The organism is Actinomadura mexicana, assembly GCF_900188105.1.
Taxonomy (GTDB): Bacteria; Actinomycetota; Actinomycetes; order Streptosporangiales; family Streptosporangiaceae; genus Spirillospora; species Spirillospora mexicana.
Genome location: NZ_FZNP01000026.1, coordinates 17,027 through 43,942, shown reverse-complemented (window position 1 = coordinate 43,942; position 26,916 = coordinate 17,027). Strand labels below are relative to the sequence as shown.

Genomic DNA, 26,916 nt, shown 5'->3' with positions numbered 1-26,916 from the left:
TGCCCCCCGCTTCGCCGCTGACTTGAACTCGTCGAGGAGAGCACCCGACATTCCTGAGGCGGCCCGGTGATGGTATCGGTTACATGCCGCTAAGCGCCGCCTCCGCCGCCGAAGCCCCCGAGTTCGGGATGGCTATCTCGGTCATTCGGGTGCGAGGTCCGTCAGTCCGGCATCCCCACCCGGGCATGCGGGTGGTCATCTCGTGGCGACTTGACACTCAGTCCACCAGGCCATGCTGGACGGCGATCACGCCGAGCTGGAAACGTGTTTTGATGTCGAGGTTCTCTCGAAGTGCCTTGATGTGGCGACGGACCGTGGTCAGGCTTAAATTCACCTGTTGCGCGATGGCGTCATCTGGCAACCCCTGGACCAGGAGGCGCAAGATTTTCACCTGGATCTCCGGTAAACCTTTCCCGTTGACCCCACTTCCCCCGTATGGAATGGCCCTCTCCCAAAGTAGTTCGAAGTACTCCCAGAGGGCACCCACGATCACCGAGGACTGAACGAGCAGCACGCCGGCCGTTTCGGAGGAGGTGAGTGGAAGGAGCGCAACTCCCTCGTCGGCGAGCCCCAGGCTCATGCGGATACGAGGAAGGATCCGAACTTCGATGCCGGTCTCGGCTATCGATTCCATCTTGTCGCGCGCAACTGTTTCCGCCAAGAGATCGCCGTCGTAGATGGCTCTACATCGAGCACCGCGACCGACGGGAGAGGGAGTCGCAGTGATACCGGCCCCATCCATTGGTTCTATCGGCGCATAGTTGCTCAGGGTCAACCACTCGCGCTGAACTGAGCCTAGGAGCGTGCTGGTCAGTCTGCTGACTTCGTCGGTGTCGGTGATGAGCCGCGCCAACTGCCCCACCGACGCGTCTGGCTCTTCGTGTGCGGAGGAAGCGAGGGCACACATGCGCTGGTAACCGCCCAGGAGCCTTTCATAGTCGGCCAGCGCCTTACGAGCGAGGCCGACGAGCGTGTGCTGCAGGACCACGTCCATCGGAACGGGCATCAGGCGAGCCGGCAAGCCGGCTGCCGGTTCGCGGACCTGGGCCATTTCGGCGTGGATCAGGGTCTCGACCTCATCCACGCCCCCGAGGAGGTCTGCGGCCTCATCCGCCGGACAGCCATCTGCGACGAGGAGGCGGAGATATAGACGAAGAGTTTGCGCTTCAACGACTCCGCCAAGCAGTCGAACGGTCTTCTCTTCGAGAGAGCGCATGCAGCAGCCTAAGCTCGAGTGTTTGAGCCGAGATCTGAACCCGGTCCTTCGCTGGAAGCAGACAATCGCCTTACGCCATAGCCTCTTTTGTTTCGATCTTCGAAGAATTCTCTCTCCCGGCGACCAGTCGGAGTCCGATCAGCGCGGAAAGCGTTGCAATGATCGCCGTGGTTCCCGACCAAAACGCGAGCGCCTCCGCCCCCAGGATGGTCGCCAGTCGTCCGGACCCCAGCATAATCAGTGGCATGAGGAGATAGCTGGCGACCATGTTCCAGCTGTTAACACGGACTAGTACGTCCAGCGCGATCCGCTCCTGCAGTGCAGTAGCCCACAGAACGTAGTAGACGGCTTGGAGTACTCCGGGCACGACGGCTGCTGCGGCGATCGACGGCCAAGGGGCTCCACTTCCCATCAGGAGCATGGGAAATGCGACCGACACGGGCAGCACCGCGGCAGCCGACATAGGCCAGCCGGGACGCCAGCGGGCGCCGACCAATGCACCCATCACGGCCCCGAGAGGTTCGCAGGCACTGATGATGCCCCAAGACCAGGCGCCGCCATGCCCGTCGACGGCATAGAGCGGACCAGCGATCTTGGTGTAACAGACCACCGCAGTGGTGATCGCCGTGTACTGCAAGGTCATAATCCACACCCATGGGCGTGCTCCGAACTCGCGCCATCCGTTCCGCAGGTCTCGGAGCGGTCCGGTGCCGGGTTCGCTGGGACGAGAAGTCGCAAGGCGGCTGAGCAGTACGACGCTGAGCCCGCACAGGACACCTCGCATCGAGGCAGACCATGCTGGGCCGACCGCAGTGACCATGGCCCCGGACGAGACGAGCCCGATGAGCAGGCCTATCGACTGGGTCTGGTTGATCAGCGCATTGCCGGCCGGCCGGTTCGGTGAGTCGAGGAGGTCGGCGATGATGCCGCGGAGCGTGGGCAGGAACAGTGCCGTCGCGACGCCGCCGACGGCGGCCAGCGCACACAGCAGCGCCAGGGGCGCTCTACCGGTGAAAAGCGCGGCACCGATCGCCAGCCAGGAAAGGCAGGCCAGCGTCTCGGCTCCCATGAGGACGTAGTGCCGGCGGAAGCGGTCCCCCGCGACTCCGCCGCAGATGATGAGCAGGGCCGGGAACGCGTTACAGGCCATGACCAGAGACAGGCCTCGGGCGCCATAGCCCAGATCCATGACGCCCCAGGCCAGGGCGAGTTGTCCGAACCCGACGCTCGCGCTGGAGACGATGCGGGAGATGAACAGGGGCGCCACGGACGGGTCTCGGAACAAGGTGAGGGGCGATAGGAATCCCGACACGGAGCCTTCTACTTTCTCATCAGGTGTGTGAGGAGGAACTGGGCGATGTCTCCGTAGGCCTTGATCTCGTTGGTGCGGTTGCTGAACCCATGGCCCTCATCGGGATAGATGTCGTAGCGCACGTCGATGCCGCGCGCTCGAAGCCTGGTGACGATCTGGTCGGATTCGTCCTGCGGAACGCGCGGATCATGGGCGCCCTGAAGGACCAGCAGTGGTGCGGTGATGGCGTCGGCGTAGGTGATCGGCGACCGGCGCGTGAGGTGTTCGGCGTCGGTGTCGGGGTTGCCCAGAACAGCGTCGACCGTGGGCCGCCAGGTGGGTGGGCAGGCCCGAGCGAGAGTGACCAGGTTGGAGGGGCCACAGAACGACACCCCGGCCGCCCATCGATATGGCAACCGAGACAGGCAGGACAGGGCGGCGAAGCCTCCGTAGGAGCCCCCCATGACGGCGATGCGGTCGGCGTCAATGCCGGGAAGCGTTGTCAGGTGGCGAACCGCGTGATCGAGGTCGACCAGATCGATCCCACCCCAGTCGCGGTAGATGAGCTTTTGGTGGGTAAGGCCGTAACCCGTGGAGCCGGCGATGTTGGGTGCCAGCACCGCGACGCCCTCATGAAGGAGGTACTGGTAGAGGCCGGCATAGGCGTACTCGGGACGTTCCTGGGCTTCTGGACCGCCGTGGACCGAGAGCAGGACCGGATGCGGGCCTGGGGTCCTGGGCTGGTAGAGCAGAGCGTGTATGTGGCGTCCGCCGGAGGACGAGTAAGTGATCAGGTTAGGCTCGACTGGATCGATCACCTGAACTGCGGGTGGGCGGGTGTCGGTGAGGTATCGAAACCCACCCGCCGGGTCGAGGACCCCGAGCTCGCTGGGTCGTGTCGGGGTGTCGATCTCCAGGACGATCTGTTCCCCGTCCGGGCTCAGTGCGATCGCGTCGATGACTCCCTGCGGGAGGTCCGCGAGCGCGAGTTCGGTTGCGTTCCGCGTGGCGCGCAGCACGGAACGTCCTCCTTGGTTGAGGGACCAGACGAGCATCTCGCCGACGGCTTCGATGTGCTCAACGTCCCAGTCGTCGTTGGTAATGCGTTCCACCGAGGCCTCGCCCAGGGCGTACCGGCCGATGGCGGTGAACTCGCCCCACACGTCGGTGGACAGGTAGAAGGCAGTCGAGTCCGGTGTCCACGGTCCCGGATCGAAGTAGCCGCTCCCATGCTCAGCGGTAACGCACACGGCGTCGAGGTCGGGATCGGTGAGGTCGATGAGATAGATGGCAACGTCAGTGTTAGACCGAACGCCGGCCGCCAGCAGCCACCGGTCGTCGGGCGACATGCTGGCAGGGGTGAAGTTGACCCCGTCCGGAGGAACGATCCGGCGTTCAGTGTCGTCCGACAGATCCCGGACGAGGATGTCCTGCACAGTGCGGTCACGGTCGTTGGCTGCGTAGAGCAAATACCGGCCTTCCGCACCGAATGGAGCATCCGCCAGCACTCGCTGACAGTCCGGACCGGGGCTGATCTCAGTGACCTCCTCACCGTCAGTACCGATGCGGTAGATGCGGTACTGCTCATCGCCGTTGCGGTCGGCAGTAAAGACCAGGCCTTTGCCATCCGGCCACCATGCGAGCCGGCACGCCGCCTGGCCTTCGAGCCGGGTCAGCCGGCGCGGTGTCCCGCCGACGGTCGGAATCGTCCATACGTCGAAAGACCCTCCGGCGTTGCTGCAGTAGGCCACGGTCTTGGCATCCGAGGACAGGGCCACTTGCCCGCGGAAGCGCTCGGTGGGGACGAAGTCCAGGTAGTCGGGCATCGGTGATGTGCTCCAGACGCATCGTGTTATTTGACCCAGCCGCGGCGGGCGGCTGCGGCGCCCATAGCGACACGGCTGGTGGTGCCGAGCTCTTTGCTGATCGCGCTGACGTGGCGCCGCACGCTGCTGGTCTTCAGCCCGATCCGCCGCGAGATCCCGTCGTCGGTCATCCCCTGCGCCAGCATCCGCAGGATCGACATCTGGATCGGCTTGAGCGGCAACTGGGGCTCGGCCTCCCCCAGCGGAACCGCGCGCTGCCACAGCAGTTCGAAGTACTCACGCAAGGCGGCGACGATCACCGGTGACTTGATCAGCAGGGCACCGGGCAATCCGGTCGGAGTCAGCGGCAGCAGCGCCACGGCCTCGTCGGCCAGCTTCATCTTCATGCCGATCTCGGGCAGGATCCTGGCCTCTTCACCAGCCTCAGCGTGCATTCGGATGATCTTGGCGCCGACAGGGTGTTCGGCACAGGACGCCTGGTAGATGGTCCGGCTCAAAACGTTGCCTTCGAACGCGGGAAGGGGAGGCATTCCAGCCAGTTCTTCCAGCGGCCGTTCCATGGCGAAGTTCTCCAAGGTCAACCAGTGCCGTCTTGCGGTTCCCAGCAGTGAGCGTGAGGTGTCTGTGATCTCGGTGCGGTCTGTGAGGATCCGCACCAATTGATCGGCCTGGCCTTCCATCACGCCGGGGAAGGGGTGCATGTCGACCATGCGCCGCTGACCGTCCAGCAGCCGTTGTTGGTCATCGACCAGCTTGCGAGAAAGCGCGGCAAGCGCCCCTTGGAGGGCCAGGTCCGGCGCGGTGGCGACGAGACGTGCAGGAACCGCCATCCCCAGCGGCATGACGTAGGCCAGCCCAGCCTCCTTCAACGCCGCGACGACTTGCGGGCCGCCGAGCACCTCGGCGGCCTCGGAGGGCAGACACCCGTCCGAGCCGAGCAGCTGGGCGTAAGGGACGAGCAGATCATCGGCGACGATGCCCTTCAACAGCCTGGTGGCCGTCTGTTCGAGCTCGGTACTCACTCACACCTCCATGACAGAGAGTATCGACACGAGTGAATAGCGTTACAAGCTGGCCGATGAGCGTTTGGTGTCAACGAGCAAAGTGACCACCGACAGCCCGCCACCACAGCTGGGACTCCCCAGAGCTGTCACCGAAGGCGGTCTCCTAGAGACCAGCACCCCTGAATCGGGCCACCGAACCCTGGTCACTTACCACCATGAGGCGTTTCGATCAGGCCTGTGAGCTGGCCGAACCCGGTTTGATCAAGGTGCCCCGCCGCCGATAGACCGGAGCGAGAATGAACCGTCTACGCAAGGCCACCCACTCACCCATGATCCAGTGGCTCATCCGCCTCACCACACCGGGACTCAACCAGTGCGCGTGCGGTGGATCTGCCCCTGCCCCGTTCCTGGCCCGAGCCTTCAGCCACCCCCAGGGAGCCGGCGTCATCGGCCCTGGCGCCCAGCGCTTGCTTCGGACCGTGCTGGTCGACACCCTGGCCCGTGGCGCAGAGGGATGCGATGTCGTCATCGCGCGTCCCGACCTGGAGCGCCTACTCGGCGCCACCTCCCTCCAAGTTCCGTTGCACCTGGCGTCCGTCGTACACATCACTGACACCCTTGAAGACGCGATCGAGCACCTTGAGAGCAGGGCTTCCGCCACCACTGCCGCAGGCATGGTGGAGCAACCGCCAGTGCTCTGGCTGGCGACACCAGGGGCCGACGCTGACGTCGTCCACCAGACACTCGAAGGTCAACATTCGACAGACCTCATCGCGCTGTTCAACGGCCCCTGGCCGTACGGCCCCACTCACTTCGTCACCACCGACGGCCCCCAGCACCCGCCCTGCCACAACCTGGATCTCCTCACCCGAGATCAGGCAGTCGCCAGACTCCGAACCCTCAGCTGGGCAAACAGTGGATCCGGTGATCAAGAGACACCAGGCGAACGTCCTCCTAGTTGAGGACGGCGACCAGCATGGTTACCCCACCTGGCTTTATCCGTTCCGGGGACGGGGAGGCCAGCCGGGATCATCGTGCGGCGCCGCGTTCACCTGCCGCCCGTCTTTGGATGGGCGTTCAAAGGCCACGCTTCTCCTCACCAGGCCCCACCGGCCGGCGAGTGTTCCTTACCAATCAGCACAAGTAGCCAGTAGCGACAACTTAGGCCTACACCTCCTGGGCCAGGGTTCTCTGCGGCGCCTTCAGCGCTCAGCAGCCGCATCGCGCTGCTGGTCAGTTGTGCCCAGCGAACGTTCTCCTCATTTAACAACCTGAATTCTCAGGGTTTCATTGTGGCTCGTCAGCAAAACGATCGGAGGATTCCATGAAGGCTCTGGCACGCACCTCACACGTCCTCTACGGGACGAGTAGCCAGCGATTCCACAGAGGCTCGCTCACCGCCCCAAGCGGGGAAACAGAGGTCTCTCCCAGTCCTCTCGGCAGTCTGTTCGGGCTTCGCGAACCGGGCCGCGCGGACACGGCCAGCTCCACCCGCAACAGGGCCAGCCTCCTGATCGCCGGCCTCAGGGACCCGCTGGACGGTGTCGTCATCAGTCCAGTCGCGCGCGGTCGTTCCCTCAGAGCCGAGGCCCTCACGAGCAAGGTCGGAGTGTCCTGGATCCGGGCGACCAGCCCTGTCGCGACCCAGCGTCGGCGGCCCGAGCCGAGCGTGTCCCGGATGCTCGATCAGATCGCATAGGCGCAGTAACGGGAGAGGCTCCCGCTACGCACCCCTCGGCCAGGCGTCGTCTGGCCGAGGGGTGCGTGTCGGCCGGTGGGCTGGCTTACTGTGCGCCGCGGTCGGACATTCCGCGTTCCACCTCGGCGACCAGAACGCCGCCGATGTCCGCCTGCAACAACCGCCCGCGCCATATACCACGGAGATCTGCCCCCTGTGCTTGGCCCCACTCCCCCGCCGAGATCGCGCGGCGCTCCGAACGCGACCGAGCTTCCATGGACATTGCCAGGACGACGACGGGCCCCGGCCGCGGTGCTCTCTGCGCGGTGCCTGCTTCTCCAGAAGCAGCCGTCACCCGGAGAGAGCGTCCCGAAGGACCTGGCCGGCCGTTTCGACCGAGTCTGTTAGTTCAGCCAGAAGGTCCGGCTGAATGCTCCCCCGTCCGAGGGCAGCCCGCTCGACGAGCTCTGTGAGCGCGGCGTTCTGAGCCGAGCTGAGCCCTTCTTTGTGGGGGTGTTTCAGTACTTCCCGCGCGGCGAAGGCATCGCCGGATCTGGAAGCGGCTTCGGCTACCTCGGCGTACAGAAGCTTCGCCTGATTCGGGTCGAGCTCTAAGGAGAGGTCGACCGCGGTCAAGCCCAGTCGGATCTGGGTCGTCACTCTCCTGCGGTCCGGCCGATGGACGGTGTGGCGAGCGGTGACCAGCAACGAGGGAAGGACGCTGAGGTCCGGCTGCCCGCAGGCGATGTCGACGAAAGTGCGCAGGCAGTGCACGGTCGCTTGATCCCATGGAGCGCTGAGGTTGACCGTGGGGAAGGTGGAGTAAGCGGCATCGAAGTGACCGTTCATCGTCTGGCTGACGATCGTCATCTGGATGGCTTCATCGATCCCCCCACCAGGCACCGCGTGTTCAGCAGCGTTGCAGGCCGCTCGCTGCCACTGCCGGGCAGCTGCAAGGGCTCGGGTGCCGTCCTCGCGGAGGACGGTTCTGAGCCATGGTTCCACGTTGGTGCGAGCAGCGGCGGAGGAGGTGAAGCCATCGAAGCAGATTGGCGTGCCGCGAACCTCGACATCACCGCCGTGATGGATCGCGCGATGGAGTTGGAGGAGGGTTTGGTAGGCCTGTTCCGGGTTGCGGGCACGAAGGTCGAGGCGGGCGAGATTCACGATGGGCTGGAGTGCGGCAATGGCCGTCCGGCCGGACAGTGGCCAGGCTGACTGGAAGATTTGGAACTGCCGTTCGCACAGGTCGATCGCCAGGTCAGTGAGCGCGCAGTCTGCGGCAATGAGCGCGGCCAAATTCCAGGCTGTGCAGGTGAGGTCGATCCTTTCTTCTGCCTGGGTTGTTTCAATGCAGGTGGAGGCATAGTCGCGCACCTGGCGCACGCGGTCATGGAGGCTGGTGCCGCGCGGCCTGGGCTGGATGATCAGCGGGAATCGGCCTGCAATGTGGGTGAGGTCGGCAGGAGCGCTTGTCCGAGATCCGGCACGGCGAGGGTTTGCAGCAGACACGGTCTCCGAGGACGGCCCAAGGATCGCCGCCCGGGCGGCCCAAGCCAGGACGCTCTGCTGGCGGGCGGGGAGCCCGAGACGGTTCCAGTGGAAGATGATGTGGTAGCTCAGGACGTCCCGGAGCCCTCGCTGAAGCCTTCCGGATCGGGCAAAGGCGCCGAGAATCTGACCGGCACGGCGGAAGGATTCTGCCCAGTCGGCAGCGTGGGTGAGAGGCCCACTGGTGTCGAAGAGCGCTCCTGCCCTGGAGGTGTCGGCGAGCATCAAGGTCCGGAGACTGTCGGCCATCGCATCGAGTTTGCGGGCGGGGACTTCGGGAGGAAGCGGTCGCTCGCGCGCGACTCGGTGCCAGACGTCGCCTTGTTCGTACCACTCCAGCCCTGCCGAGTTCATCAGTGTGCCGCACAGCAGGAGGGACAGTTCGCGGCGTCCGAGGCCGATGTTGGTTCCGGCAAGGTGCCGCAGGATCGCGCGGCTGTCGTCGTAAAAGAGTTGGTGCGCAGCGGTCATGCCGTCTTGGCCGCCGAAGGCGGCGGTTTCGGCCTCATACACACCGGGCCACCAGCCGTCGATCGCCTCGCTCTCAGCCAGGTCGTCCAACGCCGTCCCGATCGGGTCCTGGAGGGAATCGGCCGCGGGGCCGGGGATAAGGCGCAGCCTCCAGCAAGGGTGCTTTCGCATGAACCACCATGTGCTGATCAGTCCGTCGGTCTCGGCTTGGCGCAGGAACGGAGCCAGATGGGTGACGGCCGTCTGTTCGCTGAACTCCCAGTGGGGGAAGCGGACGTAGATCTGCCGCCATTTGGCCACCTCCTGCTCGGTCAGGGCCTGGCGCCCGCCCAGCCGGTAGGTCGTGACGGCTTCGGCCAGGTCGGTTGGCTCCAGGCCGGCCGCGACGGCCGTCTCGGCGAGGGGCGCGCCGGCCAGTACTGCGAGCACGGCTTGTTCGGTGGGTGACCTGACTAGCTGATCAACAAGCATCTGTCCCATCCCGAGGTCGGTGCAGAGTCGCTGGCGGCGGAGGTGAGAGCGAGGGCGGTCCCGGCGTTGCCTTCGAGGAACCCGCTTCCCCTCGCCGCGTTGGGGTGCGCGTATTGGCCAAGGCGGTCGGCGAGATCCGGGAGGCAGGCCGCGAGCGCCGGGCATGCGGCGTCCTGAGCGGCTCGCCAGGCCGTCTGACAGAGCCCGGCGAGGCCGTGGCAGATGCCGGCATCGGTGATCTTGGCTTGCTGAGCCGGGTCTTGGAGGCAGCGCAGGAGCGCTTCTTCATAGGTGCGTCGAAGATGGGGATTTCCGCTTGCCAGGCCAGCGAGTTGTCCGGCGCGTGCGATCCCCGGAGTTCCGTAGCACCAGCTCGGCCGGTGGGGTCCGAGCTGGTTGGGGCGATGGGCGCGCAGCTCCGCAAGTGTGATCCACTCTGGCCACCATGGGCCCTTGTCGGAGTCTTGCCGCCATGCGTCCAGCCATGCGGTGATGCGGTGGATGGCGTCGGCGTGGCCATCGACCATCACGCCGCCTCGCGCGGCATGGCTGAGTAGAGCCAACGGACCGGTGATCCCGTGGGCAAACCCGAAATTGCCGTGACCGGCGCGGAACTGTGCGGACTCTCGGCGGTGCGGATCGTGGCCAACCCACCATCCGGGGACGCTGCGGCCGTCCGGGCCGGGAACGGGGCGGGTGAGGTCGACCAAGTAGGTCAGCACCCGTTCCATCGCGCTTCCGCCGGGATCACGCCGTAGCAGTAGGGCGCCGATACCCGTCAGGCCGAAGAAGACGTCGTACTCGTGGAATCCGGGCAGGTCTCCACGCTTCACCCGAGCTGCGGCCAAGTCGACGCGATCATGAGCAAGTGCCGCCACGTGCCGGTCGACGTCGGCGAGGCCGTTCTGGTAGCGGCTTTCTGACCCAGCGGCGGTGTCGAGAACAAAGGCGATAGCGGGGGCGCCGAGGTAGAGGCCCGCAGTGTGGGCCGCGCTGACCTCCCCGGCGACGGCATGAGTGATCCAGGTATGCGCCTGCTGCCAGCTTCCCCGACCGCACCGGGCGCGTTCGATGTGGAGGAGGGCGGTTCCAGCGGCTCCTTTGTGGAGGGCTTGGGCGAGCCAGGGCCGGTCGGCTGATGGAGGTTCGGGACGGGCCAGGAGCGCGGCGTACTGGTCGGCGGCGTCGGCCAGGTCGGAGCGGGTCTTGGTGGGAGCGCTCACGTCATCGGCCCTTGTGGGAGGCCGTGTGGCGGAGGGCGCAGCTTCGTACGAGCCTGTTGGTGACTCGCTCCTGGTCGGTGTCGACACCAACCGCACGGTTGTGGTGCAGGTGCAGCAGGGAGTGCAGCGCACGGTGGGCGTCACGTTCGTCGTCGAGTTGCTTGCGGTAGGCGGCGAGAGCGGCGGCGCGCCGTCCCCATCGCGCGGTCAGCTCGGGGCCGCTGGGCAGGGCGTGCAGGTTCGACCATTCGCGGTCGGGGTCGGCCAGGGCGAGGGCCTGGTCACGGACCTCGGGGCCGAGGAGGCCGTGCTGTTGGGGTAGCTCCCGGAGGAGCCAGTGCATGCCTTCGCTCGGGGTGCCGATGAAGCTGATCGTCAGGTCGACCATGCTGGCCGCGGCGAGCGCCTGCGGCCGTAGACCCGCCCTGGTGGCGGTGGTGATCTGGGTAATGGCCGCGCTGGAATCGGCGGCGAAGACCTGTAGGGCGGCGTCCATCGCTGCGCCGTGGCCGTAACGGCCCGTCTGGGGTTGGTAGGTGGCGAGTGTGATGTGAGAGACGAGGCGTTCGCGGCGCAGGTCGGCTGCCCAGTCACTGACTTTCTCGGCAGCGGCGCCATATGCCGCGGGCGATGAGAGGCGAAGGTAGAGGGCTAGGTAGGGATCGACCTCGGGACGCCGGATCTCACGGTGACGCCGGAACCACCAGTGCGGCGGGTCCTGGCCGAAGGCGCTGATGAGCTTGGCCGTGTGTTCGGTCAGCAGTTCATCGCAGCGCGCTGGGTGGCCGTGGATCTGTACGTACAGGACGGCCGATCGTCCGGGTAAGGCTTCGATCTCGGGCAGAAGGGGGCGCCGGTTGCCGGGTGGTCGTACGGGATCCAGGGCTCTGGTGAAGGGGATGACGATCTCATGAGCGCGGCCGATCCATGCCAGCTCGTCGGGCGCGGAGGTCTCGCGGAGCTCGAGACGGCCGGCGTTGTTCAGGCGGGTGCGCAAGAGCAGCCGGTGAAGCCGATGGCCCAGGTCCACGGGTTGCCGCCGATCATGTTCGACCATCGCGACGTGTTCGGGCACTCGCCACCGCTTGCGCCAGGCGTCGAGGCACTTGTCCCACTCTGCTGTCGGAGCAGCATGGCCTGGTAGCTCATCTGCGGAGAGCAGCCACCGGGCTGGGGCGAGGATGGTGCGTCTGAAGCGGACGCGGGGCAGGAAGGGCATCTGGGCGGCGACGCCGAAGTGGAATGCCTTGTATACCGCGCATCGCGAGGTGGAGATCTCGGCGAGGAACCGTGCGAGCGGAGGGGTATGGATGCCGGCTTCCAGCGCGTGCGCCACACGCGGCTCGACAATCTGACCGGTGGATATCCGAACGAGGTGAAACCGATCCTTGTCTGCCGTTACCGCGAGATCGGCCAAGGGAATCTGATCCTCCCTGTGGGGACTGTGGTCTCCCAGGGCGATCACGGTGGGGAGGAGCCGCTGGGTGCGGGCTATGTTCTCGTTGCGGCGCTTTCGCGGCGGGAAGGTCAACTGCGCAGCGACTGTGTCCGGTGCGGATACAGCGAAGCTCCGCACGAGGAGGTCTCGGCTGTCGGGCGGCAGCAGGTGCGCATGTCGGCCGATCATGCTGCTGCCTGGCCGAGGAGTGCCGGTCACCCATAGCACGAACCGCCCACGATTCAACGCCTCCAACGAAGCAGCGCAGACCTCCACCGCAATCTCGACACGTGATGGCAGGCTCACCCCCGTGCCGTCGCCGGCCGAGAGGCGCTCGATCGCCTCATCGGTCAAGACGATCTCGTCGCGGCCGCCCATCGTGGCTTCCTGGATCAAAGCCAGCATGTGCTCTTCGCGTTCGGTCACGGCCCGGACTGCGCGCCCCCACGGCGAGCCGAGATACTCCGCTGGCAGCCCAAGTCCGCTGTCGGCGACCAGGTCCAGGACCGGCACCACAGCGCCCGTTCCGTACCAGGCCAAGAACCGGGTGTGGTAGTCGCGCCAGGCTGGATAGCCGAACGGGTATGGCGACAGCCGGTAGAGAACTTCGACGGCGTCACGGGCTTCGCGGGCCACCTGTTCGGGAAGCTGCACGTCGCAGTCCAAGGCCATGTCGACAGCCAGCGGCGTGGAGGCCACCTTGCTGACGGTTCTCATCTCTTCCGTCAAGCTCCTCCACGGAGGCTCAGCCGCCGGGCTGTTCACAGAGATCGCCCGATGCACCCTGGACAAGGTGTCCACAAGGCCGCTGATCGCTGGGACGTTGTGAGCCCCTGCGGCCCGGAGTTCGTCACAGGCGTGGCCGAGGGCGTCCGTACAGGTCATGGGCGCTCGAAGGCCGCTGATCAACACGTTCTGCTCCAGCAGGCCGATCAGCATGTCCTTGATCTGTTCACCCCTGGCGGAGGGGAACTTCTCGGCGAGCTGGGCTGTGAGTTCGCCGAACGGCACGGGGCGCTGCACTTCTACAGCGACGCGTACGGGTCGGCTGTATCGCACTGACACCTCGACGGGCGCCAGGTCCTGGGCCGCGCCGTCGGGTGATGGCCCAGGGACGACGAACCGTCCGCCACGCACATACCCGGTGCTGTTGGCAATGATCGGTAACCGGTCCAGCAGTTCCGGATCCTTGTGCAGGGCCGCGAGGACGTCGCCGAGCCAGCTCGAATCGGCACGGATCACCGCCTTGTGGTTCTGCCTCCAGGTAACACGAGGTGAGCGCCCGAACCGCGCCACGGCCACGCCAGCGAACAGACCGAACGGAGTGGGGCGGCGGTCCCACCTCAGCAGGTACGACGCCATGGCGATCAGCACGCGGCGCGCCTGCCGCGGATCGGGGTGCTCGCTGGAGGTGAGCGCATGGATGGCCTCCAGCAGCGCCGGGCTCGCGGCGGCCAAGGCGGCGTGGATCTTGGGTCGATGAGCCACTTCTGACAGCCAGCGGACCGCACGGCCGACAAAGCTTGGATCGTCCGGGTCCAGGTCAACGGGCAGGTCCAGCCCGCCGGGCGCGGTGCTCGCGCGCAGCAGTGCTGCCCCCGTCCATCGGTAGACCTCTGATCTCGCCGCCATCTTCAGACCTCCCAGGCTCCACTTGCGACAGTGCTGTCGGCACGCCGCGCGGCGTGCCGACAGCAACTCAGTCAGGACGGATCGTCGAACGTGGAGTTGCACGAGCTGGCGTTGCCCGAGCAGGTGTTGCCGCAGCCATCGTCGGTCGGGCAGTCTCCGCGCGCCGCCGGGGCGTAGGCGACGAGCACTCGCACGTCGAGGTAGAACTCGTCCTCCTCGACAGGCCGCTCAGCCAGTGCTGTGGCGCCACCTGAGTCCTGGCCGTTGAACATGCTGACCACTCTCCTCACTTGACGGGGGTTGCAGAAAACCCCTGGCCGACCACGGCGGGCGCCGCCTGCGGCCAGGAGATCGAGACCCGGCTGTGCACCTTTTCCACGACGCGCCCGTGAGGTAGCAGCTCGTCGGGCGTGCCAGCCGGGTAGATCCGGTACTGCGGGCCAGAACCCCTGCGGTGCTTTCGGCTCCAGACCCGCAACTGTTCGGCCACCGACTCGGCGAGTCGGGCGGCGTCGGGACCGTAAGCGTGCACGCCGTACTCCAGCGCCTTGCGGCCGTCCTCAGTCGCCGGCCGGGTCGTCAGGTAGGCAAGGTTCCCGGCGTGGTCGACCACAGCCATTGCCGAGGAGGCGTTACGCAGCGCGACCGCGGCGGTGTCGCGGTCCTGGTCGACCAGGACCATGCAGAACCCAGGGAAGGCGGTGGCCAGCCACATCTGCACGGTGTCCACAAACTCGCCGAGACCGATGAAGGCGCCGCTCCAGACCTCTACTCGTGGAGTGTCGAACACACCCTCGAAGATGCTGGAGTCAAGGTCAGTCCCGTCGTCGAACCGAAGAGTGACCTCGCCGTCACGCATCACCAGAAGCTTGGCCTGGTGAGCGCCCGCGCCCTGCACGGCTACGAACCCGAACATCTTGGACGCCGTGCTGACCAGGTACCCGTCGGCTTGCTCGAAGGTGATGACCCGGTGGAGCCCGCGGATACGCAAGGCGGTGCTGATGCGGCCGCCCTCGGCCAGCTGCGCCGGCCAGGCGGGCGGGACGTCCCAGGCCCCCATCGTGACCAGGATCCTCTCGTAGGGCGCGTAGGCGGGCACGCCTACCTCGGCGTCGGCGAGAACGACGTTCACCCGCGAGTACCCGGCTTCATCGAGCAGTCGGCTGGCCCGGTCGGTCACGTACTGGTCGATGTCGACCGTGGTGACGGTGCCGGACGGGCCGACGAGTTCGGCGAGCAGCGCGGCGTTGTACCCGCCACTGCCGATCTCCAGGACGTTCATGCCCGGCACGATCGCGGCCTGCTCCAGCATGAAGGCCTGGACATGCATGTCCGAGACCGAGCTGAGCGCGTTGCCTTCCTCACCCCTCTTGGTGACCACAGCCTGGAACGGCTCGTAGGCCTGCTCCGGCGAGACTTCAGGGATGAACAGGTGACGGGGCACCGTGCGCATCGCGTTGGCGACGGCGTCCGAGACGATCGTCCCGTTGCCAATGAGCTGCTCCACAGCCCGGTCGCGCCAGGAGGCGATCTGATCGCCGCTGGCCTCGCCGGCTCCGATGCTGTCGTGGGGCTCGGTCACGCTCGTTTCCTATCTGCTGATCGGATGCGGTTTGGGTAGATCTCGTTGCGCTTGGTCGATGTCCGACGGCTGCACTTCTGCACTGCCAGGTCTCGCCCCTCGCACCAAAGCCTGTCCGAGGGGGTCGGGCTTGATCTCGGAAACCGCTCTAGGGGCACCTCAAGAGCGCGGAAGGGCTGACAAGTCAGGGGCATCTCGCTCACCTGCGCCTACCTTCGACCAAGGCGCTCAGGCAGCGGCCTCCGCCGATCCAGCCGATCATCGCCATCGTGCTCTGCGGCTCTGACCTCGCGCTCACGATGCCACCGCCGCCAATTCTTCGAGCTTGTCGCGGAGCTGTTCAGGGGTGTCGGCCTCAACCGTGTCCACCTCGTTGATCCGCTCCGGAGGCATCGGGCCGCGCAGGGCCCACCAGCGGCACCGATCAGTCACCACGATCCGCCACGGCGGAAAAGCCTTCTCCAACTCGGACTTGAAAGCGTCCACGCGGCGCGCACTCGATGCGGACATGACGATGATGCTCGCCGCTTACGAGAGGCACGAGTGCCACATCTGGTGGCACCACCGCCAGGCCAGCTAGATTGCGCGCGCCCACTCCGCGAACGCCACCAGCCCGTGTGGTGGCGAAGTATGGAGGCGCAGCAACCTCACCAGCACGTCCCGCACATAGGGATGCTCACGAGTGTGCTGAGGAGCAATGCGTTTGGCCGCCTGCAGCGACCGGAACGCCTCGTCCCGCTGTCCCAGCCACAACTGCGCCCGCGCCACATCGATGTAGTAGTGGGACCGCCGTTCCTCCGGCACTCTTTCCAAGGAACCCGACAGCGCCGCCCCACCTTTGGCGACCTCCACTGCACGCGCCGCGTCGCCGCGCTCAACCGCGAGCGCCACCTCGTGCACGAGCAGCGATACCGGGCCGAACGCGGTCCCGTTGTAGACACCCTCGGGTACTGTCCCCGCGAACCGCCGAGCATGCTGGAAGTGCTCGTCCACCGCCGATGAATCCTGGGTCATCCTGGCGGCGATCACCGCAGCCCGCATGTGCAGCGCGCCTACGGCTGCCCGCAGCTCCGGAGTATTCGGCTGTGGCACGTCATCTAGCGCCTTCTCCAGCAGCCGGAGCCCCGGTGCGAGATTGTCGCTGGCGAAGAACACCTCAGTCCGCACATAGGCGGCCGTCGCCAGGAGCGCCGGATCCTCCACCGCCTCGGCGGATGCCCGCATCAACTCCACCAACCGCGCCGATAAGTCGTAGTACCCGTACTTGTAGGCGACGGCGTCGGCCGCCCGGTACGCCGACCCGAGGAGCCGCGCTGCAGCCACCCGTTGGTCGGCACCCCCGTCGTGCCGACAGCGAGTCAGCTCACCCAGCAACTCGGGCAACGACTCCGCCAGCCGCGTGTACTGCGACGATAACCGCCACCGAGTCGTCTCACCGATCGCCTGCTGCAACTGAGCCAGCGGCCGGACAGTCCCGTCTTCAGGAAGGTCATAGGCGTCAATCGCCGTCCGGAGCTTCGGCACCGCCGCGTGCACCCGGCTGTCGGTCGAGCGCCGCTCGCCCGACAGCACGTCCGGCTCCGTACCCAGCGCTTCAGCAATCGCGGCCAACGTCTGATCGGACGCCGGACGATCCCCCTGCTCAACTTTCCGAAGCAGACTCAGCGACACGTGCGCCGCTGCGGCCAACTGGCGCTGGGTCAGCCGCCGCGCCGTGCGGTACGCGGCGATACGATCGCCGATCGAGTGCGTCGGCCTCACCTGCGGTCTCCAGCGGTCCATCCTGCCAGCACAGTAGCGCGGGTCCGCCAGGAAGCGCGGCCTTCACAAAGAAGCCAACAACCTCGGAAGCTCAGTCAGGTCATCAATAACCCAGTCCGCGATGCCGCGGAAGTCGTCTGCCCACAGGTAGCCCCATGGCCCCCGCCGGACCAGAGCCGTTCGCAACCCGGCCGCCCGCGCCGGCACGACGTCGTTGGCGGGGTGGTCACCCACGTACACGATCTCGTCTGGCTCCCCTGGGGCCCACTCGACCAACCGTGCGAAGAACCCTGGATCCGGCTTCGCCACACCCCACTCTTCCGACGTAGCGATCCCGTCCGCCGGAAGCCCAAGCTCACGCAACCGCGCCCCGACCCGCGCCACTTGATTCCCCGCGACACCAACCCAGAGCCCACGCTGCCGATGCTCCTGCAACGCCGGACGAACATCGGGATAGAGATCAGCCTCAACCAACTCCACGGCATGCCCGGCCGCGACACGAGCCTGCCGCTCCTCACCTACATCCAACCCAGGCCGCACCAGCCGCAACGCATCAGCGTTGTCCCGACCCTGCGCCGTCACCGCACCCACCAGTGCCGACATCGTGTGCGCCGAAACACCCAACCAGTCTGCCCACCCCTGCCACTCGCGGCTGTCGTCCACCAGAGTCTCGCCCACATCGAAGACCACACAACGGATCACACGCTCAGCGTACGTAGTACAGCCACACCAACATTCGAGCCGGACAGCCTGGGCTGAGGAACCATCGTTCCGTGGTCGATGAGCTGATCCACGGTCCAATCGTGCCTGGAGGCGACACTCGCCCATCGCTGACCTCACCGGAAGTAGGAGCCGCCCTTAGCCTCCGTCCAGAACAGCAGCACCGCCGGGCCGCGCTCGAAAGCCATCCCCGCCCCCGCAGCACATGCTTGGCTCCGCACGGGCAGAGGGCTAACTGAGCGCTTCTAACAAGCCGCCCCTCCCAAACTCAACCGCCTCACGCGGGCAGATTTTCCACTCGTCAAGGATCTTGCGTTCATCACACATGGACCAGCTGACTGAGACTCAGCTGGGCTGGAGGGGCGCCCATCTGCTCGTTACTGGTTCATGTCACCGCATAAGGTTGGGTCATGTCCCTATGGAGGACCAGGGCATCTCAAATCGGTAACGGCTCTCCATAGCTGCAGGTCGGGAAGTGTTCTCCCCGCGCAGGCGGGGGTGATCCGAGCGCCACCGCGTTCATGAACAGCGCGAGCGCGTTCTCCCCGCGCAGGCGGGGGTGATCCGGCGATCACGCGAACCAGGTCGCGGATCGAGCGGTTCTCCCCGCGCAGGCGGGGGTGATCCGAAGAACGTAAGACGTACTACGTCAGTAGACCGGTTCTCCCCGCGCAGGCGGGGGTGATCCGGCCACAGACGCCGCGCTGCTACTCGCGCATCAGTTCTCCCCGCGCAGGCGGGGGTGATCCGGCCGCGACGGCAAGGAACCCACGTCGGCGAACGTTCTCCCCGCGCAGGCGGGGGTGATCCGGGAGGGGTCGATCAGATCGTATTTCTCGATCCGTTCTCCCCGCGCAGGCGGGGGTGATCCGCTGCCGCAGTTCGCGATGCGGTGGGCGTGCTCGTTCTCCCCGCGCAGGCGGGGGTGATCCGTACTCCGGGGTGCCGAACTCTGGACAGGTGCAGTTCTCCCCGCGCAGGCGGGGGTGATCCGCCATCCGGGTAGGTGCAAGAGATAGCCAGGTCGTTCTCCCCGCGCAGGGGGGTGATCCGCCGGTCGGTTGGACCTCGTAGCGGACTGGGGCGTTCTCCCCGCGCAGGCGGGGGTGATCCGTTCCCGACGACGTGCATGCGGTGGCCGGGGCGGTTCTCCCCGCGCAGGCGGGGGTGATCCGGCGTCCGGGACGGTGTGCGCGGAGACGAAGGTGTTCTCCCCGCGCAGGCGGGGGTGATCCGTGCTCGGTGATTCGGGCGGCCAGGTACTGGGCGTTCTCCCCGCGCAGGCGGGGGTGATCCGGTGTTCGCCGGGACGGCCGGCGTTGTGCGGACGGTTCTCCCCGCGCAGGCGGGGGTGATCCGATCCTGCCGCACTGCCGCCGCCGGGGCTGCCGGTTCTCCCCGCGCAGGCGGGGGTGATCCGCGGTCCCCGGTCGGATCCATGAACGCGACGGTGTTCTCCCCGCGCAGGCGGGGGTGATCCGGACTTCGACCCGCGGTGGGTCCACGTGGCGTCGTTCTCCCCGCGCAGGCGGGGGTGATCCGGTGTTCAGTCCTTCGTCATTCCGGATGTTCCCCGTTCTCCCCGCGCAGGCGGGGGTGATCCGGCGCTGGAGGAGCTGGCGGACCGGTGGGCGACGTTCTCCCCGCGCAGGCGGGGGTGATCCGACCCAGCCCCGCATCATCCTGATCGCCCTCGCGTTCTCCCCGCGCAGGCGGGGGTGATCCGCAGACCGCTGCGGTCGCCGCGTTGGACGGGGCGTTCTCCCCGCGCAGGCGGGGGTGGTCCGGGAGGTACGTCCATCATGGCGTACCGCAGCAAGTTCTCCCCGCGGAGGCGGGGGTGGTCCGTGCTCTCCGCAGCAGGACCGACAAGCGGATCAGTTCTCCCCGCGCAGGCGGGGGTGATCCGGTAACTGGCGTCGATGACAATGTCTTCCTAGCGTTCTCCCCGCGCAGGCGGGGGTGGTCCGTTGATCTGAAACGCGCCGGTCGGCTCGTGCCGGTTCTCCCCGCGCAGGCGGGGGTGGTCCGGCGCCGTCCCACGCCCTCCACCCCGACTCCTCGTTTTCCCCGCGCGAGCGGGGGTGGTCCGTTCGAGGTGGCGTGGCTGTTCCCGCTGATCTTGTTCTCCCCGCGCGAGCGGGGATGGTTCGTGGGAGACCGCGCTGTCGCTGGCCGGGCCGAGGTTCTCCCCGCGCGAGCGGGAGTGGTCCGAACCCGGCGATGATCCGCCGAACGTTCCGCCAGTTCTCCCCGCGCGAGCGGGGGGGTGGTCCGCTGCGGCGCGCGGTGCTGGCCGTCCTGGACGAGTTCTCCCCGCGTGAGCGGGGGTGGTCCGCGGGGCATCGAGCGCCGGCACTACCCGGTGCGGTTCTCCCCGCGCGAGCGGGGGGGTGGTCCGCGGTCCTTGGCGCCCGGCCGGACGATCTGGACGTTCTCCCCGCGCGAGCGGGGGTGGTTCGAGGTTCATCGGCCCGGCGAACCCGGGCCGCGAGTTCTCCCCGCGCGAGCGGGGGTGGTCCGAACGGCAACCTGACGTTCGACGCCGCGTAGAAGTCCTCCCCGCGCGAGCGGGGGTAATCCGTGCCTGATCCAGAACGGGCTCGGGTACTCGATGTTCTCCCCGCGCGGGCGGGGAGGGTTCGGCCAGGACTTACACGCTCGCGACGATGCCCGGCGGGCTCCCCCGCACAAGCAGAGGCAAACCGCGCAGGAGTCTCGCGGAGACGATTTGCCCGCCGTTCCCCACGCGACTAAGTGGATTGAACGAGAACAGTTTATGGCGCTCGCCGCTCCTAGGATTCTGCCGGTTCGTTGGCTGGTTCGGTGGGGTTGAAGGCGATGAGAGTGAGTCCGTCGAAGTCGATCGGTGTGCGTCGGCGACGCCCGGCGGTGTGGAGGGTGAAGCCTTGTTCGTTGGCGTCGGGATGGATGAGGAGAGCGGCTCCGTCGTCGACGGTTGCGGCGACTGCGGTCCAAAGTTCAGTGCGGACGCGAGCGGAGAGTGTACCGACGTAGAGGCCTGGCATGGGTTCTGTCATCCAGCGGGTGAGAGCGCCGCGTAGGTGGTCGGGGATGGCGGTGGTGGCGATGACGGTCATGTTTGCCATGTCAGTGGTGTCCGTAGTTGGTGCCGCCAGCGATGCGTCCGAAGTCGGGGTCCCAGAGGTCGACGAGTTCTTCGGCGGCGTCTTGGGCGTCTTCTTCCCGGGTCCCGTCGTCGGGTTCTAGAAGGTTCTGGATGTCGGCGACGATGCGGGGCAGCAGTTTGAAAAGACGGAGACCGTCGCGGAATGAGCGGCGGGCTTGCCCGTCGGGGTCGGTGGAGTCGTGGAGGGTAAAGGCGAGGGGGAGGGTGAGTTCGCCCTTGTAGAGGTCGGCGATGTCGTAGACGAAGGAGTTGCTGGTGCCGGTGTGGACGAAGCCGAGTCCGGGGGCGCAGCCGATGGCGTTGATCGCGGCGTGGGTGATGCCGTAGAGGCAGGTATTGGCGGCTGAAAGCGCACGGTTGACCGGATCTTGCGCGTCCCAGTCGTCAGGGGCGTAGGAGCGTTTGAAGGGGCGAACGCCGTTGCGTTCGGCGAGCATGCGATAAAGGACCTTTATGCGTTGCCCTTCGAGGCCGCGTAGTTGGGCGATGGTGGCATCTCTGGGTGCGGCGTTGCCGAATCGGTGAAGGTACATGCGGCGAGCAACGGCGGTGCGCTGGGTGTCGTCTGCCCAGGCCCGGGCCTGGGTTTCCAGCCACCGGGTGGGCAACGAGTCGGGGACGGTGGCGGTGTAGCAGCGGATGCCTGCGGTTCCGGTGCAGACCACGGTGGTTCCGTGGCGGGCGAGGGTGGCCAGGGCGCGGGTGGTGATGGAGACTCCGGGGCCCAGCAGCAGGCACCCAAGGGCGGCAGTGGGTAAAGCGACGCGGCGAGTGTCGTCGCCGAGTTGGAACAGAGCTTTGACGCCGGTGTCGTCCTGCACGATGCGCGCTACGTCAATGTAGAGGAACGACAGGGAGTCGCCGATCCGGGGAAGCATGGCGGCGGTGGGGGCGGCCAGGCGTTGGCGTGCGTTTCGGTGCGGTGTCGTGCTCATGGTGCGGGGGCGATGGTCAGGAGTCCGCACCCGAAGGATTTGCCACGTCCGATGCCGCTGCGAATTTTCTCAGTCAACGCACTGGGGTCGGTGACGGTGGCGGTTCCGTCGAATTGAGTGCGGGCGTGAGTGACACGGCCGTTGCCTTGGCGTTGTCCAGTGACCGTGGAGAGTTGGCTGCTGTGCAGGCTGCGCAGGACGAGTCCGGCGGAGTCGGCTTGGCGGTGCCACCACTGGTCGGCTTCGGCGCCGTAGAGGGGGACGACTTGTTTGGGGCGCCCGGCCGTAGTGTTCTTGCCGAGTTTCCTGGTGGCGTTGGCAATGATCCGGTAGTGAATGTTGGCGCCTTCGGTGAGGCCGGCCAGTAGGAGGGCCAGGGATTTGGTGCGGGCAGTGCCGTAGCCGGCGGGCAGGTTGTTCAGCGCGGGTTTGAGTGTGCTTTGGATGAGGATGGCGAACCCGGTGGGTTGTTCTTCCAGGCGGAACAGGGCTGCGGTTTGCCGGCGGGCGCTGGGGCCTAGGCCGTCCGGGAACACGGTCATGACCCGGCGGTGCAGGCGGGTGGCGTCCCGCAGGTCGGCCAGGACGGCGCGGTCGCGTGTGTCAGGGACGATTTGTGTGATCCACAGTTCGGTGTTCATCAGGTGGCCTTCCCGGCGTGTTCGTTCAGGTAGGCGGTGAGGCGCGTGATGTAGGCGGTGCCTAGGCCAGCGCATTGCTGGGAGGGCAGGTCCAGGTGCCGCCGGTAGACCGGGCGGGAGCGGTATTGCCGGTTGCCGGGGTCGAAGGAGATGGGGTCGTCCTGAGTCTGGGTGTACACCTGATCGGCTTGGATAGTGTCGGGGTCGCCAGGCCAGGCGAGGCCTTCGAAGGGGGTGTCCGCGCGGAATTCCACGGACACGGTTTGCCTGCTGGCAGATGCTGGGCGGGCGAGCGGCAGGCCGATCAGGTTCTTGATCGGGTCATCGAGCGGGCCGCTGATCAGCAGTGGCGCGTCGGGCGGGCAGGACCGGCGGCCCAGGTAGGGCGGCCAGGCCGGTGCGCGCAGGGCTTGGGCGCAATTGTCCAGGAGATCGCGGTCGGATGCGGTGGCGGCGACGGTGAACGCGGCGTCCTGCAGGTAGTAGCGGTCCGATACCAGGGTGGCCTTGTCGGCGGAGCGCCGCTTGCCCTCCGCGGTGATCACGGTGAGTTCGCGGGGCATCCCGCCGCCCACAGTGTGGAAGTCGCGGAGCAGAGCGCCGGGTCGATCGATTCGGATGCTGAACCGCAGGGCCGCCAGGTCGTCGATGGGGTGGTTCCGGCGGCGTCCGAGGGCGGCGGCGATCAGTCCGATCAGGCCGGATCGGGTAGGAGCCTGGGAGGTGTCGCGCTGGTTGAAGCGTGACCGCTCCCCCCATGATTGGAGCGGGCCGCTCAGGTGCAGCAGCAGGCCTGCGGCCGGTTCGGTGGTCACACCGTTTCCTTCACGCGCAGCGCGCTGTCCAGTGCTGTGTCGATCAGAGCTTCGAAGGAGGGGACGCGTTCGCCCAGGCCGTCAGCTTCGGCAGCCGACAAGGTGGCGTGGGCGCTGTGGAGCAGCCCGTCGGTGCCCAGCAGTGTGTTAACGGCGGTGGCGTAGTTGTTGAGTGCCTCGACCGAGGGTTCGCTGTGGCCGCCGGAGCGTGCTGCGCGTACAGGCTGTTCGAAGGCTGCGGCGTAGGAGACGGGCCGGTCGCCGCGGACGGTCAGGTGCGCCAGGTGCGGGATGGTGTTGGGGGCGGTGGAGTTCTTCTTGGCGTGGGGCAGCGACAGCAACGCGGCTCGGGCCAGGGCAGTGGCCAGTTCACGGGTGTCGGCGAGATCGTTGCCGAGCTTGGTGTGCAGCTCGTGCAGGTCCAGCACGATGTAGCGGTACAGGACGCCAGCGCTGTGTTCGGCTTGGCCCATGTGGGCGCTGCCGGTGGTGTCGCCCCAAGCGTCGGTGACGTCATCGACAGCGCTGAAGTAGTCGATTTCAGTGTCGGTGGCGTGGGTGGTGAAGGCGTGGGCGACCTGAACGGCGCCGTCCACCTTGGCTTCGTCGACTTGGGCGAGCATCCGGCCGAACAGGGAGATGATGCCGTTACGGCTGCGCAGCACCGCGTCGACCTCAGCGGTGGGGATGACGGAGTCCTTGCGTTCGAACTTGGCGGGGTCCTTGGCCGTCTCGAGTGCGTCTCGGCGCTGGATCGCCAGTTCGGCGAGTTCGGCGATGGCGGTGCCGGGGATGTAGACCATGGCGGCGGTTGTCCACGCGTCGGACGCGCCGTTGGCTTCGGCTGCCTCGTCCTTCTTCTTTTTCGGTGCCTCGGCGCCGACGCTGGAGGCGACCGCGGTATGGCGGCCGGCGCGTTCGGCCAAGTCGGCTGGCCAGTTGTGCTCTCGCTGGAGGTGTTCGGCGAGGTATTCGGGCAGCCGCCGGGTGCGCAACGCCTGCTGCCCCAGGTGCTGCTGCAAGTGCAGGCGCATGGCGCGCTTCCAGCACTGGCTGCTGACGCGGGTGCGTTCGGTGCCGCCCCACTTCACGGTTTTGATCGCGTTGGTGTCGTCACGGTTGAGATTGGCGAAGGGGATGGCCTGCAGGACGTGCATTTCGAGGAAACGTCCGGGAATCGCGGTCATGGTGAACTCCAGCGTGCTCTTTTGAAAAGGAGGTTAGGCGGGGTCGCCCTTGGGGCGCTCAGCCCGGTCAGCTTGTTCAGCGGCGTCGCGTTCGGCCTGGAACCGGGTCCGGTAGAACGACTGCAACCAGCGGCGCGTGATCTGATCCCGGTAGTGCTCCCACCAGTGCAGATCGGCCAGTAGTTGCGCCCAGTCCACCGCTGAGGGGTGATCGGCCACAGCCCGGACGGCGGCGGGCAGATGTCGGTGTACGCCGTCGATGCTTTGGCGGGTGAGAAGGTTGAGGCGGGCTTCAGCAGCGGTCTCGCGGAGCGCGCCTCGACCGACGCCTTCGGCCAGGCACTGCCCGAAGTTGCGCCTTCGCACCGCACCGAGGTCATCGGTGGACTGATCGGCAGCGGAGGGAGAGGCGGTGCCGCGGGCCTGCGGAGGCAGTGAGGCGATCATGGCGGCGACGGCATAGTAGGCGCGCTCCCTGCTGTCGCTGCCGGTCGGGACCCGGGCGGCGAGTACCTGGTGCATGCGGTGGCAGCGGTCGAGGGGACGACCCAGCCCGCTGCGCAACGCGGCGCGTTTACCGGGATCGTCACACAGCCGCACGACGTCGGCGACGAATTCGCGGGCCCGCCGAATGGTGGAGTTTTCCGACGGTGCTGTCTGAGTGGTCATGGCGTCCTGCCCGTGGTGCGGGTAAATGGGTTCAGGGCTTGCGTTTGGTCTTGGGGCGGCCGCCGTACAGTTCCAGCCGTGCCTGTTCGATCGCTCGGGCGCTGCGCGTATTGCGGACGTGCTCCTGAGTGACCTGCTCGAACGCGGCGTTGGCGGCCTGCAGGAAGGGTCGCCATGACTCTTTGTAGTCCTGGGCGCACATCCGCGCCCAGAAGATGTCCTCCGCCTGGGGCCAGTACGCGGCGGCAGCGTGCTCGGCCCACGCGCATGGGCCGGGCTTGTCGTCGATCACCAGCGCCCACGCTCGTTTGGCTGCGAACTCCAGGCGCCGCCCATACAGCTCACCGAACACGTGAAGGTCACCGATCCGCCGGGCGATCTGGGGATCGTCGTCCTGGATCCGGAACAGCAGTGGCGGGGTGATGGCCGACACGAACTGGATGTCCTTGGTCTTGCCGTCCTGTTCGAACCCCAACGCCCGCGCTTTGAACGTCCCCAGGTCGTCTACGGTGTCGAACACTTCGGGACGGCGCGGTTTGGAGGCGCTGTTGGTGGGGAGTTGCAGCAGGCCGTCCAGATCACGCCATAGGGCCCGGTTGGCGTCGGCCGGCCGCGCATACGGGTTGCCTTGCTGGCTGATCTGGTGGATGACGTACGCATCGTTGGTGGACGGCTGCTTGAGGCGCCGTCCCCAGGTGATGTAGGCGTCAACAACGTGATCGCCGGTGGCGTCGGGCACCAGCAGCACCGCGTGCTGCCACCCGCCGGTCAGTCGGCTGCGCGGTCCCGGGTAGGGCGCGGGTTCTGGGGGTGGGGCCAGCGGGTCAGGGAGGTCGGGAAGCTCCCAGGGGCACTGATCCTGCTCGGGGGAAAGCTCTGCGGGTGGGGGCGTCAGCCCGGCTAGGAGCGTCTCTTGCAGAGTGGCGCCCTCCGGGTGGTACGACAAGCTGGAGCGCAGCGGTCCGGCAGACACGTCCGCCTTGGTGGTGTCGCCGTGCGTGCGGGTGCCGCAGCGGCCCGAAGGGCCGTAGTACAACCAGACCAGCAGCGCGACGACCGCTTCCGGCGCTGTGATCGGGACGGGTGAGGCATCCCAATGGTGCCCGAACCACACCGAGTTGTTTCCGGCGGGGCGGCCCAGCGCAAGCTTGTTCACTCCTGCACTTTTTGGGCACACCTGCGGATCGGCCAGGCGAGGGTCCTGCAGGAACGGACGCTCGGGGTCAAACAGATCGAACCTGCCGTCCAGTCCATCGAAGTACTCATTGACGGCCTTGGGATCCAGTGGCGTACTCAACAACTCCTGGCGGCGGTCCAGCCAGTCGTCCTGGTGCTCGCCGGGGTCGTCCAGGCCCGTGATCCGCGCCGTCATCGCGTACAGGACCCGGTACATCGCCGACAACGCAGGCGCAGGAGTAATCGTCAACGCCTCGATCTCATGCGCATGAACGAGCAGATCCCGCAGACTGATTCTTGCAGCACGCTCCCTCGATGGCTCTGTCCAACGAACCTCGATCCAGTCCCTGGCGGCCAGATCAAAGCTGGCTTGCCGAACCACAGCGCCTCCCCGCCTCCGCCGAACAACTGACCGGTAGCCTGATCCATTACCGGAACGACCGCTGCGCCCAAGCACCCCGTGTACGGCCGGTCGGCA

The 26,916-nt window shown here is 66.9% G+C and carries 20 protein-coding genes and 2 CRISPR repeat arrays; of the genes, 1 reads left to right on the top strand and 19 read right to left on the bottom strand.

The annotated features are described in order from the left end of the window. Positions 1-217: 217 nt before the first annotated feature. The 4 genes from CHC11_RS37955 to CHC11_RS37940 all read right to left on the bottom strand — a co-directional run bounded on the left by CHC11_RS37955 (position 218) and on the right by CHC11_RS37940 (position 5,355). Positions 218-1,084, bottom strand: a complete 867-nt coding sequence (locus CHC11_RS37955; RefSeq protein WP_179279209.1) for a helix-turn-helix transcriptional regulator — start codon at positions 1,082-1,084, stop codon at positions 218-220. Between the two features lie 202 nt (positions 1,085-1,286). Continuing rightward, positions 1,287-2,528, bottom strand: a complete 1,242-nt coding sequence (locus tag CHC11_RS37950; protein WP_089316734.1) for an MFS transporter — start codon at positions 2,526-2,528, stop codon at positions 1,287-1,289. Positions 2,529-2,536: 8 nt separating this feature from the next. Then, positions 2,537-4,333 carry a S9 family peptidase gene (locus tag CHC11_RS37945; protein WP_089316733.1) on the bottom strand — a complete coding sequence of 599 codons (1,797 nt, stop codon included), beginning with the start codon at positions 4,331-4,333 and terminating at the stop codon, positions 2,537-2,539. Positions 4,334-4,359: 26 nt separating this feature from the next. After that, the gene (locus CHC11_RS37940; protein WP_089316732.1) at positions 4,360-5,355 is read right to left on the bottom strand and encodes a helix-turn-helix transcriptional regulator; all 996 of its coding nucleotides are present in this window, start codon (positions 5,353-5,355) and stop codon (positions 4,360-4,362) included. Between the two features lie 461 nt (positions 5,356-5,816). Here CHC11_RS37940 and CHC11_RS40855 point away from each other — a divergent pair, with 461 nt between their 5' ends. After that, positions 5,817-6,299, top strand: a complete 483-nt coding sequence (locus tag CHC11_RS40855) for a hypothetical protein (protein ID WP_143227454.1) — start codon at positions 5,817-5,819, stop codon at positions 6,297-6,299. Between the two features lie 1,067 nt (positions 6,300-7,366). Here the strand turns inward: CHC11_RS40855 and CHC11_RS37925 are convergent. The 15 genes from CHC11_RS37925 to casA all read right to left on the bottom strand — a co-directional run bounded on the left by CHC11_RS37925 (position 7,367) and on the right by casA (position 26,820). After that, a complete protein-coding gene (locus tag CHC11_RS37925) occupies positions 7,367-9,508 on the bottom strand; it encodes a thiopeptide-type bacteriocin biosynthesis protein (protein ID WP_089316759.1) in 2,142 nt (713 codons plus the stop codon). Further along, a complete protein-coding gene (locus tag CHC11_RS37920; protein ID WP_245920268.1) occupies positions 9,490-10,731 on the bottom strand; it encodes a lanthionine synthetase C family protein in 1,242 nt (413 codons plus the stop codon). The genes CHC11_RS37925 and CHC11_RS37920 overlap by 19 nt, the downstream gene beginning before the upstream one ends. A 1-nt stretch (position 10,732) precedes the next feature. Further along, a complete protein-coding gene (locus tag CHC11_RS37915; RefSeq protein ID WP_089316729.1) occupies positions 10,733-13,801 on the bottom strand; it encodes a lantibiotic dehydratase in 3,069 nt (1,022 codons plus the stop codon). A 71-nt stretch (positions 13,802-13,872) separates the two neighbouring features. Beyond that, positions 13,873-14,073: an FxLD family lanthipeptide gene (locus CHC11_RS37910; RefSeq protein ID WP_089316728.1), complete on the bottom strand. Its 201-nt coding sequence runs from the start codon at positions 14,071-14,073 to the stop codon at positions 13,873-13,875. Between the two features lie 14 nt (positions 14,074-14,087). Beyond that, positions 14,088-15,383: a methyltransferase, FxLD system gene (fxlM, locus tag CHC11_RS37905; RefSeq protein WP_245920267.1), complete on the bottom strand. Its 1,296-nt coding sequence runs from the start codon at positions 15,381-15,383 to the stop codon at positions 14,088-14,090. Positions 15,384-15,677: 294 nt separating this feature from the next. After that, positions 15,678-15,893 (bottom strand): hypothetical protein, encoded by a 216-nt coding sequence (locus tag CHC11_RS40850; RefSeq protein WP_143227453.1) that lies wholly within the window; start codon positions 15,891-15,893, stop codon positions 15,678-15,680. A gap of 66 nt (positions 15,894-15,959) precedes the next feature. Continuing rightward, entirely contained in the window at positions 15,960-17,144 is a 1,185-nt protein-coding gene (locus tag CHC11_RS37895; RefSeq protein ID WP_245920266.1) for a helix-turn-helix domain-containing protein, read from the bottom strand. A 63-nt stretch (positions 17,145-17,207) separates the two neighbouring features. Continuing rightward, positions 17,208-17,834, bottom strand: coding sequence for an HAD family hydrolase (locus CHC11_RS37890; protein ID WP_218826421.1), 627 nt, complete (start codon positions 17,832-17,834; stop codon positions 17,208-17,210). Between the two features lie 507 nt (positions 17,835-18,341). After that, a CRISPR array of direct repeats spans positions 18,342-18,858; the repeat unit is 29 nt; unit sequence GTTCTCCCCGCGCAGGCGGGGGTGATCCG. A gap of 90 nt (positions 18,859-18,948) precedes the next feature. After that, positions 18,949-20,078: direct repeats of the CRISPR family, unit length 29 nt; unit sequence GTTCTCCCCGCGCAGGCGGGGGTGATCCG. A 581-nt stretch (positions 20,079-20,659) separates the two neighbouring features. After that, positions 20,660-20,965 (bottom strand): type I-E CRISPR-associated endoribonuclease Cas2e, encoded by a 306-nt coding sequence (gene cas2e, locus CHC11_RS37885; RefSeq protein ID WP_245920265.1) that lies wholly within the window; start codon positions 20,963-20,965, stop codon positions 20,660-20,662. A gap of 10 nt (positions 20,966-20,975) precedes the next feature. Then, positions 20,976-21,950: a type I-E CRISPR-associated endonuclease Cas1e gene (gene cas1e, locus CHC11_RS37880; RefSeq protein ID WP_089316723.1), complete on the bottom strand. Its 975-nt coding sequence runs from the start codon at positions 21,948-21,950 to the stop codon at positions 20,976-20,978. Next, on the bottom strand, positions 21,947-22,591 hold the full coding sequence (gene cas6e, locus CHC11_RS37875; protein WP_089316722.1) for a type I-E CRISPR-associated protein Cas6/Cse3/CasE: 645 nt from the start codon (positions 22,589-22,591) through the stop codon (positions 21,947-21,949). The genes cas1e and cas6e overlap by 4 nt, the downstream gene beginning before the upstream one ends. Further along, positions 22,591-23,406, bottom strand: a complete 816-nt coding sequence (cas5e, locus tag CHC11_RS37870) for a type I-E CRISPR-associated protein Cas5/CasD (protein WP_089316721.1) — start codon at positions 23,404-23,406, stop codon at positions 22,591-22,593. The genes cas6e and cas5e overlap by 1 nt, the downstream gene beginning before the upstream one ends. Next, on the bottom strand, positions 23,403-24,593 hold the full coding sequence (cas7e, locus tag CHC11_RS37865; RefSeq protein ID WP_089316720.1) for a type I-E CRISPR-associated protein Cas7/Cse4/CasC: 1,191 nt from the start codon (positions 24,591-24,593) through the stop codon (positions 23,403-23,405). Before cas7e ends, cas5e begins: the two co-directional genes overlap by 4 nt. A 33-nt stretch (positions 24,594-24,626) precedes the next feature. Beyond that, positions 24,627-25,262, bottom strand: coding sequence for a type I-E CRISPR-associated protein Cse2/CasB (gene casB / locus CHC11_RS37860; RefSeq protein ID WP_089316719.1), 636 nt, complete (start codon positions 25,260-25,262; stop codon positions 24,627-24,629). A 31-nt stretch (positions 25,263-25,293) separates the two neighbouring features. Next, positions 25,294-26,820 (bottom strand): type I-E CRISPR-associated protein Cse1/CasA, encoded by a 1,527-nt coding sequence (gene casA / locus CHC11_RS37855; RefSeq protein ID WP_089316718.1) that lies wholly within the window; start codon positions 26,818-26,820, stop codon positions 25,294-25,296. Between the last annotated feature and the right edge of the window lie 96 nt (positions 26,821-26,916).